The organism is Oryzobacter telluris (assembly GCF_043099285.1).
GTDB classification, from domain to species: domain Bacteria; phylum Actinomycetota; class Actinomycetes; order Actinomycetales; family Dermatophilaceae; genus Oryzobacter; species Oryzobacter telluris.
Window position 1 is genome coordinate 788133 of the sequence record NZ_CP170723.1, and the last position, 16712, is coordinate 804844.

The 16712-nt window shown below is 73.4% G+C and carries 18 protein-coding genes; 6 read left to right on the forward strand and 12 right to left on the reverse strand.

Annotated elements, in window-relative coordinates; translation table 11 throughout:
* Positions 1–116: 116 nt before the first annotated feature.
* The 8 genes from ACFLFB_RS03540 to ACFLFB_RS03575 all read right to left on the reverse strand — a co-directional run bounded on the left by ACFLFB_RS03540 (position 117) and on the right by ACFLFB_RS03575 (position 6852).
* Positions 117–596, reverse strand: a complete 480-nt coding sequence (locus ACFLFB_RS03540) for a hypothetical protein (protein WP_392544326.1) — start codon at positions 594–596, stop codon at positions 117–119.
* A gap of 195 nt (positions 597–791) precedes the next feature.
* The gene (locus ACFLFB_RS03545; RefSeq protein ID WP_392544327.1) at positions 792–1946 is read right to left on the reverse strand and encodes an acyl-CoA dehydrogenase family protein; all 1155 of its coding nucleotides are present in this window, start codon (positions 1944–1946) and stop codon (positions 792–794) included.
* A gap of 212 nt (positions 1947–2158) precedes the next feature.
* Complete coding sequence (locus tag ACFLFB_RS03550; protein WP_392544328.1) at positions 2159–3232, reverse strand: sulfate/molybdate ABC transporter ATP-binding protein; 1074 nt, start codon at positions 3230–3232, stop codon at positions 2159–2161.
* Positions 3229–4068 carry an ABC transporter permease gene (locus tag ACFLFB_RS03555; RefSeq protein ID WP_392544329.1) on the reverse strand — a complete coding sequence of 280 codons (840 nt, stop codon included), beginning with the start codon at positions 4066–4068 and terminating at the stop codon, positions 3229–3231. Before ACFLFB_RS03555 ends, ACFLFB_RS03550 begins: the two co-directional genes overlap by 4 nt.
* Positions 4065–4853, reverse strand: a complete 789-nt coding sequence (gene modA / locus ACFLFB_RS03560; RefSeq protein ID WP_392544330.1) for a molybdate ABC transporter substrate-binding protein — start codon at positions 4851–4853, stop codon at positions 4065–4067. Before modA ends, ACFLFB_RS03555 begins: the two co-directional genes overlap by 4 nt.
* A complete protein-coding gene (locus ACFLFB_RS03565) occupies positions 4850–5245 on the reverse strand; it encodes a molybdopterin-binding protein (protein WP_392544331.1) in 396 nt (131 codons plus the stop codon). Before ACFLFB_RS03565 ends, modA begins: the two co-directional genes overlap by 4 nt.
* 75 nt (positions 5246–5320) lie before the next feature.
* The gene (locus ACFLFB_RS03570; protein WP_392544332.1) at positions 5321–6166 is read right to left on the reverse strand and encodes an SGNH/GDSL hydrolase family protein; all 846 of its coding nucleotides are present in this window, start codon (positions 6164–6166) and stop codon (positions 5321–5323) included.
* Positions 6163–6852, reverse strand: coding sequence for a uracil-DNA glycosylase (locus ACFLFB_RS03575; RefSeq protein ID WP_392544333.1), 690 nt, complete (start codon positions 6850–6852; stop codon positions 6163–6165). The genes ACFLFB_RS03570 and ACFLFB_RS03575 overlap by 4 nt, the downstream gene beginning before the upstream one ends.
* A 95-nt stretch (positions 6853–6947) precedes the next feature.
* Here ACFLFB_RS03575 and ACFLFB_RS03580 point away from each other — a divergent pair, with 95 nt between their 5' ends.
* The 3 genes from ACFLFB_RS03580 to ACFLFB_RS03590 all read left to right on the forward strand — a co-directional run bounded on the left by ACFLFB_RS03580 (position 6948) and on the right by ACFLFB_RS03590 (position 9457).
* Positions 6948–7607 (forward strand): HAD family hydrolase, encoded by a 660-nt coding sequence (locus tag ACFLFB_RS03580; protein ID WP_392544334.1) that lies wholly within the window; start codon positions 6948–6950, stop codon positions 7605–7607.
* Positions 7608–7617: 10 nt separating this feature from the next.
* Complete coding sequence (locus ACFLFB_RS03585; protein WP_392544335.1) at positions 7618–8982, forward strand: pyridoxal phosphate-dependent decarboxylase family protein; 1365 nt, start codon at positions 7618–7620, stop codon at positions 8980–8982.
* A gap of 181 nt (positions 8983–9163) precedes the next feature.
* The gene (locus ACFLFB_RS03590; protein WP_392544336.1) at positions 9164–9457 is read left to right on the forward strand and encodes a DUF3263 domain-containing protein; all 294 of its coding nucleotides are present in this window, start codon (positions 9164–9166) and stop codon (positions 9455–9457) included.
* A 92-nt stretch (positions 9458–9549) separates the two neighbouring features.
* Here the strand turns inward: ACFLFB_RS03590 and ACFLFB_RS03595 are convergent, their stop codons facing one another.
* Genes ACFLFB_RS03595 through ACFLFB_RS03605 form a run of 3 tightly spaced genes read right to left on the reverse strand, consistent with a single transcriptional unit; the run spans position 9550 to position 11720 of the window.
* On the reverse strand, positions 9550–10140 hold the full coding sequence (locus ACFLFB_RS03595) for a DUF3349 domain-containing protein (protein WP_392544337.1): 591 nt from the start codon (positions 10138–10140) through the stop codon (positions 9550–9552).
* Positions 10141–10147: 7 nt separating this feature from the next.
* Positions 10148–10459, reverse strand: a complete 312-nt coding sequence (locus tag ACFLFB_RS03600) for a hypothetical protein (RefSeq protein ID WP_392544338.1) — start codon at positions 10457–10459, stop codon at positions 10148–10150.
* A gap of 10 nt (positions 10460–10469) precedes the next feature.
* Positions 10470–11720: an anion permease gene (locus ACFLFB_RS03605; protein ID WP_392544339.1), complete on the reverse strand. Its 1251-nt coding sequence runs from the start codon at positions 11718–11720 to the stop codon at positions 10470–10472.
* Between the two features lie 115 nt (positions 11721–11835).
* Here ACFLFB_RS03605 and ACFLFB_RS03610 point away from each other — a divergent pair, with 115 nt between their 5' ends.
* Both ACFLFB_RS03610 and groL read left to right on the forward strand, forming a co-directional pair.
* Positions 11836–12300: a hypothetical protein gene (locus ACFLFB_RS03610; RefSeq protein WP_392544340.1), complete on the forward strand. Its 465-nt coding sequence runs from the start codon at positions 11836–11838 to the stop codon at positions 12298–12300.
* A 207-nt stretch (positions 12301–12507) separates the two neighbouring features.
* A complete protein-coding gene (gene groL, locus ACFLFB_RS03615; protein WP_392544341.1) occupies positions 12508–14133 on the forward strand; it encodes a chaperonin GroEL in 1626 nt (541 codons plus the stop codon).
* Positions 14134–14284: 151 nt separating this feature from the next.
* Here groL and ACFLFB_RS03620 read toward each other — a convergent pair whose 3' ends face one another.
* Positions 14285–14737: a hypothetical protein gene (locus ACFLFB_RS03620; RefSeq protein WP_392544342.1), complete on the reverse strand. Its 453-nt coding sequence runs from the start codon at positions 14735–14737 to the stop codon at positions 14285–14287.
* Between the two features lie 114 nt (positions 14738–14851).
* Here ACFLFB_RS03620 and ACFLFB_RS03625 point away from each other — a divergent pair, with 114 nt between their 5' ends.
* Positions 14852–16588, forward strand: a complete 1737-nt coding sequence (locus ACFLFB_RS03625) for an alkaline phosphatase D family protein (protein ID WP_392544343.1) — start codon at positions 14852–14854, stop codon at positions 16586–16588.
* The last annotated feature ends 124 nt before the right edge of the window (positions 16589–16712 follow it).

Genomic DNA, 16712 nt, shown 5'->3' on the forward strand with positions numbered 1-16712 from the left:
CGGAGTTCCGGCGGTGTCGGGGTGTCGGTCACCGACCGCGCAGGGCCCCTTTGACACAATCGTGACGACCGGGCCACGTATGAGATGGCCCGGTCACCCCTTTCCCGGAGCGGGCCTCAGCCGCCCACGGAGTAGCCGGCGGAGGGGTCGGGGCAGTACGTGTAGGGCCCGCCGACGCGGCCGTGGTACTGCAGGAGCGCCATCCCGACGCGCAGGATGAGCAGCTCGCCCTCGACCGTCGCCATCGTGTACGACATGTCCTTCTTCGGGCAGCCCAGGGAGCCGTCGTTCCAGGTCACGGGCGTGAACGAGGCGATGACGACCTCGTCGGGGGTGACCTTCTGGAGCGTGGCCGCGGCCTCGATGGCGGCCTTGACCTGCGGGCGGTCCCGGGCGTCGGCGGGGATGAGGCCACCGCCGGCGGGGAGGGTGGCCGAGGGCGAGGGTTGCGGCGTCGACGGGCTCGCGGTCGGGGTGGCCGAGGGGCCGGCGTCCTGCGCGCCGCCGGACCCGGGCGTCGACCCGCACGCGGTGGTGAGCAGGGCCACGACCAGCAGGGTGGTGGCGGCGAGCACGGGGCGGGCGGGGGCGGACATCACGGCTCCTTCGTCGGGAATCGGTCTCCCAGTATCCCGACGCCCCCCACCTCGCCTCGGTTCCCTCACCGCGGTGAGTGCGGACGTGGTCGCCCCGGCCGCCGTTTCCGCACTCAGCGCCCGACGACGTCGCCGTGAGTGCGGACGTGGTCGCCCCGGCCGCCGTTCCCGCACTCACCGCTGGAGGGGTCGGGGTCAGCGCAGGACGTGGCGGCCGATGACGAGGCGCTGGATCTGGTTGGTGCCCTCGAAGATCTGGGTCACCTTGGCCTCGCGCATGTAGCGCTCGGCGGGGAAGTCCTGGGTGTAGCCGGCGCCGCCGAGCACCTGGACGGCGTCGGTGGTCACCCTCATCGCGGCGTCGGTGGCGATGAGCTTGGCGACCGCGGCCTCCTTGCTGAACACGCGCCCGGCATCCTTGAGGCGGGCGGCGTGCAGGTAGGTGGCGCGGGCGCTGGTGACCGCGGCCTCCATGTCGGCGAGGAGGAACGACAGCCCCTGGAACTCGCCGATGGCGCGGCCGAACTGTCGGCGCTCCTTGGCGTACGAGGCCGCGAGGTCGAGGGCCGACTGGGCCAGCCCGGTGGAGGCGGCGGCGATGCCGAGGCGGCCGGCATCCAGGGCGGACAGGGCGATGGCCATGCCCTGGCCCTCGTCGCCGATGCGGTTCGCGGCGGCGACGGGGACGTCCTCGAAGATGACCTCGCGCACCGTGTCGCAGTGCAGGCCCATCTTCTTCTCGGGGGCGCCGAAGGAGATGCCGGGGGCGTCGGCGGGGACGACGAAGCAGGTCAGGCCCCGTCCGCCGTCGTCGGAGGTCCGGGCGAAGGTCGTGTAGTAGTCGGCGTGGCCGGCGTGGCTGATCCACGCCTTGCGGCCCTTGAGGACGTAGCCGTCGCCGTCGCGGGTGGCGCGCGTCGTCATCGAGGCGATGTCGCTGCCGGCCAGGGGCTCGGACAGGCAGTAGGCGCCGAGCTGGTCGCCGGAGAGCATGCCGGGCAGGAGGGCGGCCTGCTGCTCGGGGGTGCCGAAGGTGGTGACCGGGTAGGCCGTGAGGGAGTGCACCGAGACACCGACCGCGACGCTCATCCAGGCGCTCGCGACCTCCTCGACGACCTGGAGGTAGACCTCGTAGGGCTGGCCGTAGCCGCCGTGCTCCTCGGGGTGGGGGAGCGAGAGCAGGCCCGCCGACCCCAGGGTGCGGAACACCTCGGTGGGGAAGGACTCGTCGGTGGCCGCGGCGCGCTCGGCGGCGTCGACCTTGGGCCGCAGCTCCTTGGCGCAGATCTCACGGGTCAGGTCGATGAGGTCCTGGCCCTCTTCGGTCGGCATCAGCCTCGTTGCTGGCATGCACCCGAGGGTACCGAGATGGTTGGACGTCCAACAAAAGTCTCTCGTCGAGAGGAGGCGACACGCAGGGCGGCGGGGCCAATCGTCTGCGTGTTGCCTCACCTCGAGCTCGCGGACTCCTCGTCACCCTGGAGTACGGCAACACGCCGAGCGCGCGATCACCTCGTCGGCGTGTTGCCGTACTGGAGTGGGACGCGACGTCGTGTCGGGCCTCAGGCGGGGTAGGCGCTGACCTCGGTGGCCTTGACGCCGGCCCAGAGGGCCTGGCCGGGCTGGAGGCGCAGCGCGGCCACCGAGGCCGCGGTGACCTCGGCGACGAGGGTGCGGGGCGCCTCGTGCGTCGGGCCGTCGACGGCGAGCCGCACGAGCGCGGTCTGGCCCACCAGCTCGACCGCGGCGACGTGCACCGGCCAGGTGTTGCGGGTCGACCCGTGCGGGGCCTCGGAGTAGAGCGCCACGGCCGAGGGCGCGAAGGCGACCCACGAGTCGCCGCGGTGCTCGTGGCCGCCGGTGACGACCGGCCCCAGGCCCGTGGTCGTGACGACGCCGCCGTCGCCCGCCCGCCCGCGGTGCAGGTTGAGGCCGACGACGTGGGCGACGTACGCGTTGCGGGGGCGCGCCACGACCTCCGTGGGGGTGCCCTCCTGCACCACGCGGCCGGCCTCGACGAACACGAGGTGGTCGGCGAGGGTCAGGGCGTCGAGGGGGTCGTGGGTGACGAGCACCGTGCTGCCCGTGTAGGCCCGCAGCCGGGCGGCCAGCCCCGCGCGGACCTGCGGCCGCAGGGCGGGGTCGAGGGCGGACAGGGGCTCGTCGAGGAGGAGCAGCCGTGGGTCGGTGGCCAGGGCGCGGGCGAGCGCGATCCGTTGCGCCTGCCCGTGCGAGAGGGCCGCGGGCCGGCGCTCGCCGAGGTCGAGGACGCCGAGCGCCTCGAGCTCGGCGTCGGCGCGGGCCAGGGCCTTGGCACGGGGGACCCCCCGGCTGCGCGGCCCGAAGGCGACGTTGGCGCGCGCGGTGAGGTGCGGGAAGAGCAGGTGGTCCGCCGCGAGCATCCCCACGGCGCGCAGCGACGGGTCGAGGTGGCGGGTGCCGTCGGCCCAGGTCCGCCCGTCCACGCGCACGTGCCCGCCGCCGAGCCGCACCAGTCCGGCGAGGGCGTGGAGGGCGCTCGTCTTGCCGGCACCGTTGGGCCCGAGGACGGCGACGACCCCGGCGTCGGGGGCGTGCAGGGTGACGTCGAGCTCGAGGGCGCCCCGCGTCATCCGGACGACGGCGTCCAGGCTCATCGCACCCACCGCCCGCGCAGCAGGCCGAGGACGGCGACGGCCACGACGAGGAGGAGCAGGCTCAGCGCGACGGCGGTCTGCGGGTCGTCCTGGAGCTTGACGTAGACGAGCAGCGAGGTCGTCTGGGTCTCCCCGGCGAAGTTGCCGGCGAAGGTGATGGTGGCGCCGAACTCGCCGAGCGCGCGGGCCCAGGCCAGGGCCGTGCCGGAGGCGATGCCGGGCGCGGCCAGCGGGAGGGCGACGCGGGTGAGGACGCGGAACGGTCGGGCGCCGAGCGTGGCCGAGACGTCGAGGAGGCGGCGATCGATGCCGCGCATCGCCCCCTCCACGGCCAGCACGTAGAACGGCAGCGACACGAACACCTGCGCGAGGACGACGGCGAACGGCGTGAAGGGGATCCGCAGCCCGAACACCTCGAGCAGGGGCTCACCGACGAGGCCGCGCCGCCCGTACGCCAGCAGCAGCGCGACGCCGCCGACGACGGGGGGAAGGACCACCGGCACGGTGAGGACGGCCCGCAGCCAGGTGGCCGTGCGCCCCTCGGCGCGCGACAGCAGCCAGGCGAGCGGGGTGCCGAGGAGCCAGCAGACGGCGACCGTGGCCAGGGTCGTGACGACCGACAGGCGCAGCGCGGGGCGGACGTCGGGGTCGGCGAGGCGGGTGAGCAGGCCGTCCCACTCGGTACCGGCGAGCAGCCCGAGCAGCGGCAGGACGACGAGGAGGAACCCCAGGGCCGCCGGGACGAGGAGGACGGTGCGGGACAGGCGGACGCGCGAGGCGCCCGCGGCCCGACCCGAACCGGTCGTGGGGGCTCCGCCGGGGGCGGGGGCGGTCACGGCGAGAGGAACCCGGCGTCCTGCAGCGCCTTCAGGCCGTCGGGCCCGGCGAGAAAGGCGGCGAACGCCCGGGCGGCGGCGTCGTCACCGAACCGCGCCAGGGGGTAGGCCAGGGTCGTGTTCTGCTCGGCGGGGATCTCCACCCCCGCGACCTTGCCCCGGGCGGACACGACGTCGGAGTGGTAGACCACGGCGGCGTCGGCCTCGCCGAGGGTCACCTTCGCCAGGGTCGCGCTGACGTCGACCTCCCGCGAGACGACGTGGGCGGCGACGCCGGCCTTGGTGAGGACCTGGTCGGCCGCCGTGCCGCAGGGGACGGACTCGGCGCACAGGACGACGTCGACGTCGGCCCTGGCGAGGTCGGCCAGGCCGGTGACCTTGCCGGGGTTGTCCGTGGGCGTCGCGATCTCGAGGGTGTTCTTCGCGATGGTCGCCGTGTCGGTGGGCTTCACGTCGCCGAGCTGCTCGAGGGCCGTGGTGCCGGCGCTGGCGAAGAGGTCGGCCTCGGCGCCCTGGGCGATCTGCTGCGCCAGCGTCGTGCTCGAGCCGAAGCTGAGCCGGATGGTGGCGCCCGGGTTGGCCTCCTCGAACGACTCGGCCAGCGCGGTGAGGGTCTTGGTCAGGGAGGCGGCCGCGAGAACCGTGACCTCACCCGTGACCGCCGAGGACGTGGTGCTCGAGGACCCGGCGGGGCTGCCCGAGGAGGCGGTGTCGGTGGGGGTCGCGCCGCAACCGGCGAGGAGGAGGGCGAGGCCGGCCACGAGGCCGGTGGCGCGACGCTTCACCGAGGGACCCCCACGATGACGTTGGTGGACTTGATGGTGGCGACCGCGACCGACCCGACGTCGAGCCCGAGCTCGTCGACCGCCTCGCGCGACATGAGGGACACGACGCGGAACGGCCCACACTGGAGCTCGACCTGGGCCATGACGGTGTCCTTGACGACGCGGGTGACGATGCCGCGCATCCGGTTGCGGGCCGACTCGTCGGCGACGACGCCGACGGGGGCCGGGCGCGCGATCTCCTGGGCGACGGCCGCGAGGTCGGCGCCCTCGACGACGAGCCTCCCGGAGGCGTCCTTGCTGCTCGGCAGGCGCCCGGCGTCGACCATCCGGCGCACCGTGTCGTCGGAGACCCCGAGGAGGAGCGCGGCATCAGTGACCCGCAACTGCGTCATGCATCGGACCCTAACACCGCAGGTGCGGATCCATCGACGGGTTCGACGAGGGTGGTCCGACCGGGACGGACGGGGTCAGCCGTCGGGCAGGCGCTGGTGGCGCGGCTCGCCCGCCGGGTCGCGGAAGTGCTCGAGCGTGGGGCGCTTGGCGACGACCGCGTCACCGGAGGACCGCCCCTGCAGCCGCCGCTGCACCCACGGGCCGGCGTGGGTGCGGGCCCACTGGGCGTGGCCGCGCAGCTCGTCGGACCGGCTGCCGCGGTCGGCCGGCGGCAGCGGGGTGGTCCAGTCGGCGAGGTCGGTGTCGTGGCCCAGGGCCGTGAGGGCGGCGAGGGCGACCCGCCGGTGCCCCTCGGTCGTGAGGTGGATGCGGTCGTCGGCCCACATCCTCCAGTCGCGCAGCGACGCCATGCCCCAGAGGTTGAGGACGTGGCAGCCGTGCCGCTGGGCGATCGTGAACACGTTCGCCGCGTGGGCCGCGTGCCGGCCGCGCAGCGCCTTGAACAGCCCGGCGTCGCGCGTGTCGGTGGGGGTGGCGAGGAGGACGTCGGCGCCGGTGCGGCGGAGGGTGACCACCGCGTCCTCGAGGCGGGCGGCGAGGACGTCGACGTCGACGGTGGGGCGCAGCAGGTCGTTGCCGCCGCCGACCATCGAGACGAGGTCGGGCTGCATCGTCAGGGCGGTCTCGAGCTGGCGGCCCACGACGTCGTCGAGCTTGCGTCCGCGCACGGCGAGGTTGGCGTAGCCGAAGGGCAGGTGCTCGCTCTCGGCCACCGCGTCGAGGTGGTGGGCGAGCCGGTCGGCCCAGCCGACGTATGCGTCGGGTCGCGTGGGGTCGGGGTCGGACATCCCCTCGGTGAAGGAGTCGCCGATGGCGACGTAGCGGGTCCACACGCGGGCGTGCGCGGCGGGCTGGGTCACGGGAGCCTCCAGTCGACGGGGTCGGCGCCCTGCTGGGCGAGCAGCTCGTTGGCGCGGCTGAACGGCCGCGAGCCGAGGAAGCCCTGGTGGGCCGAGAGGGGGCTCGGGTGCGGCGACTCGATGCAGGGGACGCCCGGCAGCTGCGGCACGAGGTTGCGGGCGTCGCGGCCCCACAGGACGGCGACGAGTGGGCCACCCCGCGCCGCGAGGGCGCTGATGGCGGCGGCCGTGACGGTCTCCCAGCCCTTGCCCCGGTGGCTGGCGGGCTTGCCGGGGGTCACGGTGAGGACGCGGTTGAGCAGCAGGACGCCCTGGTCGGCCCACGGGGTGAGGTCGCCGCTGGTCGGGGTGGGCAGGCCGAGGTCGGTCTCGAGCTCGCGGAAGATGTTGGCCAGGCTGCGGGGGACCGGGCGGACGTCCGGCCCGACCGAGAACGACAGGCCGACCGCGTGGCCGGGTGTCGGGTAGGGGTCCTGGCCCACGATGAGGACGCGCACGTCGTCGAGGGGGCGCTCGAAGGCCCGCAGGACGTGGGGGCCGCCGGGGAGGTAGCCGCGCCCCTCCGCGACCTCGGCCCGCAGGAACGCGCCCAGGCTCGCGACGACGTCCTCGACGGGGGTCAGGGCCGGCAGCCACGACGGGTGCACGAGCTCGCGCAGGGGCCGGGCGGGGGTGGCGGTCGACATCGCCCTCACCGTACCTCTGCCCGCTCGGGCACCGCGGCGTCGTCGTCGCCGGACCGGGGTCGGGCCGGTCTCCCGGGATCGGCAGACTGGTGCCCGTGACGACTCCGCGCTGGCGCACCGTGATCTTCGACCTCGACGGCACGCTCGCCGACACCATCCCGCTCATCGTGGCCTCCTACCAGCACGCCTTCCGCACCGTGCTCGGCGAGGAGGTCGAGGAGGCCCGGGCCCGCGCCTGGATCGGCCGCCCCCTGCTCGCCGCCCTGCTCGAGGAGAGCCCCGAGCGCGGCGTCGACCTCGACCTCGCCTACCGCGAGTGGAACCTCGCGAACACGGCCCGCCTCATCCGCCGGTACGACGGCGTCCCCGAGCTGCTCGAGGCGCTCGACGCCGCCGGCGTCCGCAGCGCCGTCGCCACCTCGAAGCGGAGGGAGACCGCGCAGCTCGCGCTCGACGGCGTCGGCATCGCGCACCTCGTCGAGGTCGCGGCCGGCCTCGAGGACACCGACCGCCACAAGCCCGAGCCCGACCCACTGCTGCACGCCGCCTCCGCCCTGGGCGTCGACCCCGCCACCTGCGTCTACGTCGGCGACGCGACCGTCGACGTCCTCGCGGCGAAGGCCGCCGGGATGGCCGCGGTGGCCGTCACCTGGGGCGCCGGCGAGCGCGGTGCCCTCGAGGCCGCAGGCCCGGAGGTCGTCCTCGACACGGTCCCCGACCTGCAGGCGTATCTCCTCGGCGGCGCCCGCACCTAGACTCGCCGCCGTGCACGGGAAGACCTACCAGGAGAACAAGCACGTCGAGCTCGCGGAGCTCGCCGAGGCCGTCGTCGCCTACGCCGAGGAACGCGTCCGGATGGAGGCGCCGCTCGACGGCACGGCGACCCCCGAGGAGCTCACCGCCGCCGTCGGCCAGACCATCACCGCCGAGGGGTTCGGCGGCCTGAGGACGCTGCGCCTGTTCGCCGAGGACCTCGCCCCGGCGTGCCTGTCCACCGACCACCCGCGCTACCTCTCCTTCATCCCGTGCGCCCCCAGCGACGCGGCGATCATGTTCGACCTCGTCGTGGGCGCCTCCTCCATCTACGCCGGGTCCTGGCTCGAGGGCGCCGGCGCGGTCTACGCCGAGAACCAGGCGCTGCGCTGGGTCGCCGACCTCGTCGGGATGCCGGAGGGCGCCGGCGGGGTCTTCGTGCCCGGCGGCACCATCGGCAACCTGTCGGCCCTGCACGCCGCCCGCACCACGGCCCGCCAGCGCGCGGCCGACGGCGTGCGGCCGTTCCGCGTCGCCGCCACGGGCGGGGCGCACAGCTCGATCGCCTCGGCCTGCGACGTCATGGACGCCGAGCTCGTGTCCGTCGAAGCGGACGACCGCTGGCGCCTCACCGGTCCCCACCTGCGCGCCACCCTCGAGGAGCACGGCCCGGAGACGTTCTTCGCCGTCGTCGCGACCTGCGGCACCACGAACTTCGGCATCATCGACGACCTCGCCTCGGTCGCCGAGGTCTGCCGCGAGTTCGGCATCTGGTTCCACGTCGACGGCGCCTACGGCGGCGCCGGGCTGGCGGCTCCCTCGGTGCGCGAGCTGTACGCCGGGATCGAGCACTGCGACTCGTTCATCGTCGACCCGCACAAGTGGCTCTTCGCGCCCTTCGACTGCTGCGCGCTGCTCTACCGCGAGCCCGCCCTGGCCCGCGCCGCGCACACGCAGCACGCCGGCTACCTCGACGTCCTCACCGAGACCACCGACTGGAACCCCACCGACTACTCGGTCGGCCTCACCCGGCGCGCACGAGGCCTGCCGTTCTGGTTCTCGCTGGCCGTCAACGGCACCGACGCCTACACCGCGGCGGTCGAGCACACCCTCGACGTGGCCCGCTTCGCCGAGGCGGAGGTGGCGCGCCGCCCGTACCTCGAGCTCGTCCGTGAGCGCGACCTGTCGGTCGTCGTGTTCCGCCGGCTGGGCTGGGACGCCGCGCAGTACCACGCGTGGTCGGACGCGATGCTGCGCGACGAATTCGCCTTCGTCGTCCCGACGACGCACGCCGGCGAGACCCTCGCGCGGTTCGCGGTCGTCAACCCGGAGACGAGCGAGGACGACATCACGGCCATCCTCGACACCATGGCCTGACCTGCCCGGACACCCGCCACCATGGGGTCGGTGGGACTCGTGTGACTCGTGAGTCGGATGCCTCGGGAGTTGTCCAGCCGACACGCGGTCGGGTGCTCCGACGAATGACATGCGTGTCATTCGGCCGGGTAGAGTGGCCTTCGTAGGGACAGGTAACCAGCGAAGGGTCGAGGACGAACCAGTGAGCGCCGCCTCCGAACAGCTCAGCACCGCCGCACCGGCAGCGGGACTCAGCGAGCGAGACCGCGAGATCATCGCCTTCGAGCGGCAGTGGTGGAAGTACGCGGGGTCCAAGGAGACCGCCATCAAGGAGCTGTTCGACATGAGTTCCACGCGGTACTACCAGGTGCTCAACGCCCTCATCGACCACCCGTCGGCCCTCGAGCACGACCCGATGCTCGTCAAGCGGCTGCGGCGCCTGCGCGCCAGCCGCCAGCGGGCCCGCTCGGCCCGCCGACTCGGCATGGAGCCCTGAGGCACCACACCGCGGCCCGCGAGGGCCCCACGAACCAGCGACGCCCGTCCGTGAGGGAAGCCGGACGGGCGTCGCTGTTCGTGTCAGCGGGGTCAGGGCAGGTCGGGGTCGGGGAACTCGACCGGCCAGCCCTTCTTCGACAGCTGGTCGCGCACGCGGCGCAGGTCGTTGTCGCTGGCGTCGCTGTGGGTGTACTCGGCGATGGCGGCGGCGATGTCCGACGGGCCGGCCGGGCTGACGTCGGCGCGGCGCAGCGCCTTGGCGATCTTCTTGACCTCGCCGCGGGTGAGGCGCCGTTCGAGCAGCGCGAGCAGGGGCACGTAGTCGTGGTCGGGGACGCCGCCCGGGTAGCCCTCCCGCAGCCAGTTGACGATGCGGGCGAGGGCGCTGCCCTCCTTCGGCGGGGCGTCGTCCTCCTCGGAGTCGCCGGCCAGGGGCCAGCCGCCGAGCACGAGCTTGGCGGCGACACGGCGCATCTGGACGTCGTCGGGGAGGAGGGCGCGGGCGGCCTTGTCGGACAGCAGCCCCTCGGTGTGGAGGCGGCGCAGGACGTCGAGGGCCCGCTCGCCGCCGATCCGCTCGTGGAGGACGGCGTAGAGCGCGGCGGTCTCGCGGTCGGGCACACCCTCGGGGTAGCCGTCGCGGATGTACTGCAGGACCGGGCCGGTCAGCTGGGTCGTCATCGGCGCCTCACTTCTTCTTGTCGACGATCATCGGGACGATGTTCTCGAAACTCACGGCCTTGCCGAAGCCGGATGCGACGATCAGCACCAGACCGAGACCTACGCCGACGACCACGACGGCGATGAGCAGGACCGAGAGGCCGCGTCCGAGGGGGCTGGGCCGCGTGTGGATGGCGCCGTGGTCGTCGACGAGGGTCGTCGAGCGGAAGGTCAGGGCCCGCATGGCCAGCGCGTAGACCACGGGCAGTCCGGCGCCGAAGAGCAGGCCGGCGATGAGGACGTCGAAGGCGCCGACGAGGGCGAGCTGGAGACTGCGCATCTGTGGCTCCTCAGTGGGTCTTGGTCTCGGTGGGCTGCGGGCGGTCGGCGTCCTTGCCGTCCTTGGGGTCCTTGCCGTCCTTCGGACGCTCCCACGTGTCGTTGACGTTGTGCGCGCCGACGTGCTCCTGGCGGGACTGGCGGAACATCCAGCCGGACAGGGCGACGAGGACGACGAACACCAGGCCCGCTCCGCCCGCACCGCCGACGGTGTGGCCGAGCCACCACATCAGGGCGCCGACGGCGGCGGCGATGGGGAAGGTGGTCGCCCAGGCGATGACCATGCGGCCCGCGGTCGCCCAGCGGACGTGCGTCCCGCGGCCGAGGCCGCCACCGAGGACCGAGCCGGTGGCGACGTGGGTGGTCGAGAGGGCGAAGCCGAGGTGGCTCGAGGCGAGGAGGACGGCGGCGGTGGCGCCGTCGCTCGACATCCCCTGACGCGGGGTGATGTCGACCAGCCCCTTGCCCAGGGTGCGGATGATGCGCCAGCCGCCGAGGTAGGTGCCCAGCGCGATCGCGAGGGCGGCGCTGACCTTGACCCACACGGGGACCGCGGTGGTGCTGTCCCAGTGGCCGCTCGCGATGAGGGCGAGGGTCATGACGCCCATCGTCTTCTGGGCGTCGTTGGTGCCGTGCGCGACCGAGACGAGGGAGGCGCTGCCGATCTGGCCCCAGCGGAAGTACCGCTCCTCGAGCTGGTGCATGACGGTGTTGGTGACCTTGTGCACGAGCCAGCAGCCGACGAACGCCACGCCCATCGCCACCAGGGGCGACAGGAGCGAGGGCAGCAGGATCTTGCCGACCACGCCGTCGAGCTTGGTGCCGTCGCCGGTCCACTTGACGCCGGCCAGCCCGAGGCCCGCGGCGGCGGCGCCGGTGAGCCCACCGAGCAGCGCGTGCGAGCTGCTCGAGGGCAGGCCCAGCAGCCAGGTGAACAGGTTCCACAGGATGCCGCCGACGAGGCCGGCCAGCACGATGAGCAGCAGGGCCTCACCGCCGTCGGCCAGGAGCTCGGGGCGCGGGGCGCCCGACTTGTCCTGGATCTTGATGACGGCGTTCGACACCGTGAGGGCGACCTCGACCGACAGGAACGCGCCCACGAGGTTCAGCACGGCCGAGAGCCCGACGGCCACCTTGGGCTTCAGGGCGCCGGTCGAGATCGAGGCGGCCATGGCGTTGGCGGTGTCGTGGAACCCGTTCGTGAAGTCGAAGGCGAGAGCCGTCACGATGACGAGAACGAGGGTGATGGTTGCTGCGTCCACGAGGCACCAGTCTGGGGTGGCAACCTCCACTTCACCAATGCGAGTGTCGCCGTTCACCTCCTGTTCACCTGGCGCCGCGGCCGGTGGGGCGCGTGGGGTCTGCGAGGATGCCGCGATGACGGACCTCGACTGGAGCACGCCCGACGGCCTCGCGGCGATCCGCGCCCACCTCGCGGCGAAGGTCGACGGCTGGCGCGCGCCGGTCGCGTTCGCCGTCGGGGTCAGCCCGGCCTCGTCCTCGCCCGAGTGGGAGTTCCCGCACGTCAACGAACCCGGGGGCACACACGGGCTGGCGGCGGTCGTCCTCGCCACGATCCTGCGGCACGACGGGTCGACGGCGACGCTGCCGCTCTCGCGCGCCGAGCTGTCGGCGGCCGTGGAGTCGCTCGAGCCGGCGCAGGCGTGCACCTCCCTCCAGCACCCCAACCTCGCCGCGTGGAGCCAGGTCCTGCACGAGCTCGAGGGCAACCCGGCCCGCGAGGCGGTCGCGGTGTTCGTCGCCGACCTCGCCGACCCCGTGGCCTCCGAGGCCGACGGCTCGATGCGCGCCACCTTCGAGGGGCACGAGCCCGTCCTCTGACCGCGGCTGCCCACGTGGTGGCCCGTTCGTTTGCACTCTCCACCCGAGAGTGCCAATAATGGCGTTAGCACTCTCCCCGTGAGAGTGCTGATTTCGACCGGCCGGCGAGGGCCGGGAGGTCTCGGCGACGTGAGCCGGGGCGCCCGATCCGTCCGTCGCGGGCGCCGCCCGGTCCTACCTTCGATTCGCGTGGGAGGAACCACCCGAATGGCCAAGATCATTGCCTTCGATGAGGAGGCCCGTCGCGGTCTCGAGCGAGGGATGAACATCCTCGCCGACGCCGTCAAGGTCACCCTCGGCCCCAAGGGCCGCAACGTCGTCCTCGAGAAGAAGTGGGGCGCCCCCACCATCACGAACGACGGTGTCTCCATCGCCAAGGAGATCGAGCTCGACGACCCGTACGAGAAGATCGGCGCCGAGCTCGTCAAGGAGGTCGCCAAGAAGACCGACGACGTCGCCGGCGACGGCACGACGACGGCGACCGTCCTCGCCCAGGCCCTCGTCCGCGAGGGCCTGCGCAACGTGGCGGCCGGCGCGAACCCCATGGCCCTCAAGCGCGGCATCGAGAAGGCCGTCGCGGCCGTCTCCGAGGAGCTGCTCACCCAGGCCAAGGACGTCGAGACCAAGGAGCAGATCGCTGCCACGGCCTCGATCTCCGCTGCTGACCCCCAGATCGGCGAGATGATCGCCGAGGCCATGGACAAGGTCGGCAAGGAGGGCGTCATCACCGTCGAGGAGAGCAACACCTTCGGCCTCGAGCTCGAGCTCACCGAGGGCATGCGCTTCGACAAGGGCTACATCAGCCACTACTTCGTCACCGACACCGAGCGCATGGAGGCCGTGCTCGAGGACCCCTACGTCCTCATCGCGAACTCCAAGATCGGCTCGATCAAGGACCTGCTGCCCCTCCTCGAGAAGGTCATGCAGTCCGGCAAGCCGCTCCTCATCATCAGTGAGGACGTCGACGGCGAGGCCCTGTCCACGCTCGTCGTGAACAAGATCCGCGGCACCTTCAAGTCGATCGCCGTCAAGGCGCCCGGCTTCGGTGACCGTCGCAAGGCCATGCTCGGCGACATCGCGATCCTCACCGGTGGTCAGGTCATCTCGGAGGAGGTCGGGCTCAAGCTCGACACCGCCGACCTCGACCTCCTCGGCCGGGCCCGCAAGGTCGTCGTCAGCAAGGACGAGACGACGATCGTCGAGGGTGCGGGCGACCAGGACCAGATCCAGGGTCGCGTCAACCAGATCCGTGCCGAGATCGAGAAGTCGGACTCCGACTACGACCGCGAGAAGCTCCAGGAGCGCCTCGCCAAGCTCGCCGGCGGCGTCGCCGTCATCAAGGCGGGCGCGGCCACCGAGGTCGAGCTCAAGGAGCGCAAGCACCGCATCGAGGACGCCGTTCGCAACGCGAAGGCCGCCGTCGAGGAGGGCATCGTCGCCGGTGGTGGCGTCGCCCTCATCCAGGCCGGTGCCAAGGCGTTCGCCAACCTCACCCTCGAGGGTGACGAGGCGACCGGTGCGAACATCGTCAAGGTCGCCATCGAGGCGCCGCTCAAGCAGATCGCGATCAACGCCGGTCTCGAGGGTGGAGTCGTCGCGGAGAAGGTCAGCAACCTCGAGCCGGGCTGGGGCCTCAACGCCGCCACCGGCGAGTACGTCGACCTCATCGCGGCCGGGGTCATCGACCCCGCGAAGGTCACCCGCTCGGCGCTGCAGAACGCGGCGTCCATCGCGGCGCTGTTCCTCACCACCGAGGCCGTCATCGCCGACAAGCCGGAGAAGAACCCGCCGGCCATGCCCGGCGGCGACGACATGGGCGGCATGGGCTTCTGATCCCACGCCACCACGGCTGAGCCACACGAGGGCGGTCCCCCACCAGGGGGGCCGCCCTCGCGGCGTCCCCCGGCCGGTTGGGCTTCGACTGGTTGCGCTGGGTGAACGTCCCGGGCGGCGTCTCGCGTTCACGGAGCGCCATCAGTCGGGGTCAGCGCATGCGGATGTGGCGGCCCTCGTCCTCGGGCTCGGTCCGCGAGCGGCGCAGCAGCCAGGCGGCCGTGGCGCCCCACAGGACCACGAGGACAACGCCGGTCACGATGCTCGTGGGCGCGGCCAGCTCGTCGCGGCCCAAGAGGACGAAGGGCACCCCGAGAATGCCGAACCCGAGCAGGGCGAGCGCCTTGTCGCCCGGCCGCCAGCGGCGCGAGAGCAGGACCATGACCATGCCGGCGACCCACGGCACCGGCGCGACCTTCTCGGTCGCGGGCACCACGGCCAGCACGACGGAGGCCAGCAGCACCGCGACCGCGGCCACCTCCAGCCGCGGGGGACCGAGGTCGGGGAGGGGCGCGTCGTCCGGCGAGGGCTCGTCGTCGACCGGCTCGTCGTCGACGTGCTCGTCGTCGACGGGCTCGGGGTCGGCGGCGCGGTCGTCGGGCATGGCGGTCACGCTAGCCGGGCGCCGGGATCCCGCCCGACCGACACCCGGCGCGCTCACAGCCGGCGTCCAGCACCGGCCCAGCCACCGTGCGAGGCCGCGGGGCAGGATGGGGCGATGACGCGCCCCGCCCCGACCGACGCCCTCGTCCTGGGGCCCGTGCTCCGGTACGTCGACGAGACCTCGGCCACGGTGTGGGTGCGCACGGCCGCGCCGGCCACCGTCGCGGTCGAGCGCGCCGGCCGCACCTGGAGCGCCCCCACCTTCACCGTGCACGGGTCGCACTACGCCCTCGTCGTGCTCGAGGACCTGCGCCCGGGCACCGACGACGCCTACGCGGTGGCCGTCGACGACGAGCCGGTGTGGCCGCTGCCCGGGGCGCCGGCCAGCCGGATCCGCACCCTCGACCCGTCGAGGACGACGCGCTTCGCCTTCGGGACCTGCCGCACCACGGGCTCGCACGACGAGGCCGGCAACCGGGCCCACGGGGTCGACGCCCTGCGCAGCCTGGCCGTGGCGCTGCGCGACGACCCGCACCGGGCGTGGCCGGACCTGCTCCTCCTCCTCGGCGACCAGGTCTACGCCGACACCACCCCGCACGCCGAGCTCGAGGCGTTCATGGCGGCCCGGCGCAGCCTCGACGAGCCGCCCGGCGAGGAGATCAAGGACTACGTCGAGTACGCCGAGCTGTACCGGCTCGCCTGGAGCGACGACGTCATCCGCTGGGTGCTGTCCACCGTCCCCAGCGCGATGATGTTCGACGACCACGACATCCGCGACGACTGGAACACCTCGTGGTCCTGGCGCCGCGACATCCGGGCCACCACGTGGTGGCAGGAGCGGATCGTCTCCGGCCTGGCCGCCTACTGGGTGCACCAGCACATCGGCAACCTCTCGCCGGCCGAGCTGGCGGAGGAGGAGGTCTGGCGGCTGGTCGCGGCCCACGCGGCGTCCGGGTCGTCCGGCGGGCTCGACCTCACCGACGCGCTCGAGGCCCTGGCCACCCGCGCCGACGCCGAGCCCTCGTCCTACCGCTGGAGCTACACGCGCACGCTCGGCGACTCCGCGCTCGTCGTCATCGACAGCCGGGCCGCGCGCGAACTGCAGCCCGACTCGCGCTCGATGCTCGACGACGTCGAGATGGCGTGGCTCGACGGCGTGCTCGAGGGCGGGGTGCGCCACCTCCTCGTCGGGACGTCGCTGCCGTTCCTGCTGCCCCCGGGCCTGCACGACTTCGAGGCGATGAACGAGGCCATGGCCCAGGGCGCCTACGGGCGCCGGGTGGCGCGCGGGGCCGAGACCCTGCGCCGCACCATCGACCTCGAGCACTGGGCGGCCTTCAACGGCGGCTTCGACGAGGTCTTCGCGATGGTGATGGCCGTGGCGCGGGGGGAGCGCGGGCCGGCACCGGAGACCGTGACGTTCCTGTCCGGCGACGTGCACAACTCCTACCTCGCCGAGGTCACCGACCCGGCGGCGCTGGGCGCGCGGTCGCGGATCGTGCAGGCCGTGTGCTCACCGATCCGCAACCCGATGCCGCGGGCCGTGCGCGTGGTGATGTCGCTGTTCGCCCGCTCCCTGGTGCGCCCGATGCGGTTCGTCGCGTCCCGCTCGCGCCGGGTGCCGGACCCCGCGTACCCGTGGACCGTCACCGACGGACCGTGGTTCGACAACAACATCGCGCTGGGCCACCTCGACGTCGATGCGCTCGAGCTCGAGTGGGTCAGCGGCGTCGTCGACGGCGACCCGGACCACCCGCGGCTGCGCACCGTCCACGAGGCCCGGATCGAGCCGCTCGAGGGGTCGCGACGGGCCGGCACGGGTCGGGGTCGGCTCGGGGTCGCGTCAGGGTGACCCACGAGAGCGGAACACCGGGGGTGTCGCCTAGCGTTGGCGGGGCAGGAGCGGTGCGTGCACCGGCTCCTCGCGGACCTCAGCCGGTCCTCCAGCCCGTGGGCGTCGCCGCCCTCTCCAGAAG

Bases quoted from the DNA above. Each gene is read 5' to 3' on its own strand.
- ACFLFB_RS03550 (WP_392544328.1), bottom strand. From the start codon at position 3,232: ATGAGCCTGGACGCCGTCGTCCGGATGACGCGGGGCGCCCTCGAGCTC.
- ACFLFB_RS03575 (WP_392544333.1), bottom strand. From the start codon at position 6,852: ATGTCGACCGCCACCCCCGCCCGGCCCCTGCGCGAGCTCGTGCACCCG.
- ACFLFB_RS03625 (WP_392544343.1), top strand. From the start codon at position 14,852: ATGACGCGCCCCGCCCCGACCGACGCCCTCGTCCTGGGGCCCGTGCTC.
- ACFLFB_RS03620 (WP_392544342.1), bottom strand. From the start codon at position 14,737: ATGCCCGACGACCGCGCCGCCGACCCCGAGCCCGTCGACGACGAGCAC.
- ACFLFB_RS03540 (WP_392544326.1), bottom strand. From the start codon at position 596: ATGTCCGCCCCCGCCCGCCCCGTGCTCGCCGCCACCACCCTGCTGGTC.
- ACFLFB_RS03595 (WP_392544337.1), bottom strand. From the start codon at position 10,140: ATGACGACCCAGCTGACCGGCCCGGTCCTGCAGTACATCCGCGACGGC.
- ACFLFB_RS03565 (WP_392544331.1), bottom strand. From the start codon at position 5,245: ATGACGCAGTTGCGGGTCACTGATGCCGCGCTCCTCCTCGGGGTCTCC.
- ACFLFB_RS03545 (WP_392544327.1), bottom strand. From the start codon at position 1,946: ATGCCAGCAACGAGGCTGATGCCGACCGAAGAGGGCCAGGACCTCATC.
- groL (WP_392544341.1), top strand. From the start codon at position 12,508: ATGGCCAAGATCATTGCCTTCGATGAGGAGGCCCGTCGCGGTCTCGAG.
- ACFLFB_RS03610 (WP_392544340.1), top strand. From the start codon at position 11,836: ATGACGGACCTCGACTGGAGCACGCCCGACGGCCTCGCGGCGATCCGC.
- ACFLFB_RS03600 (WP_392544338.1), bottom strand. From the start codon at position 10,459: ATGCGCAGTCTCCAGCTCGCCCTCGTCGGCGCCTTCGACGTCCTCATC.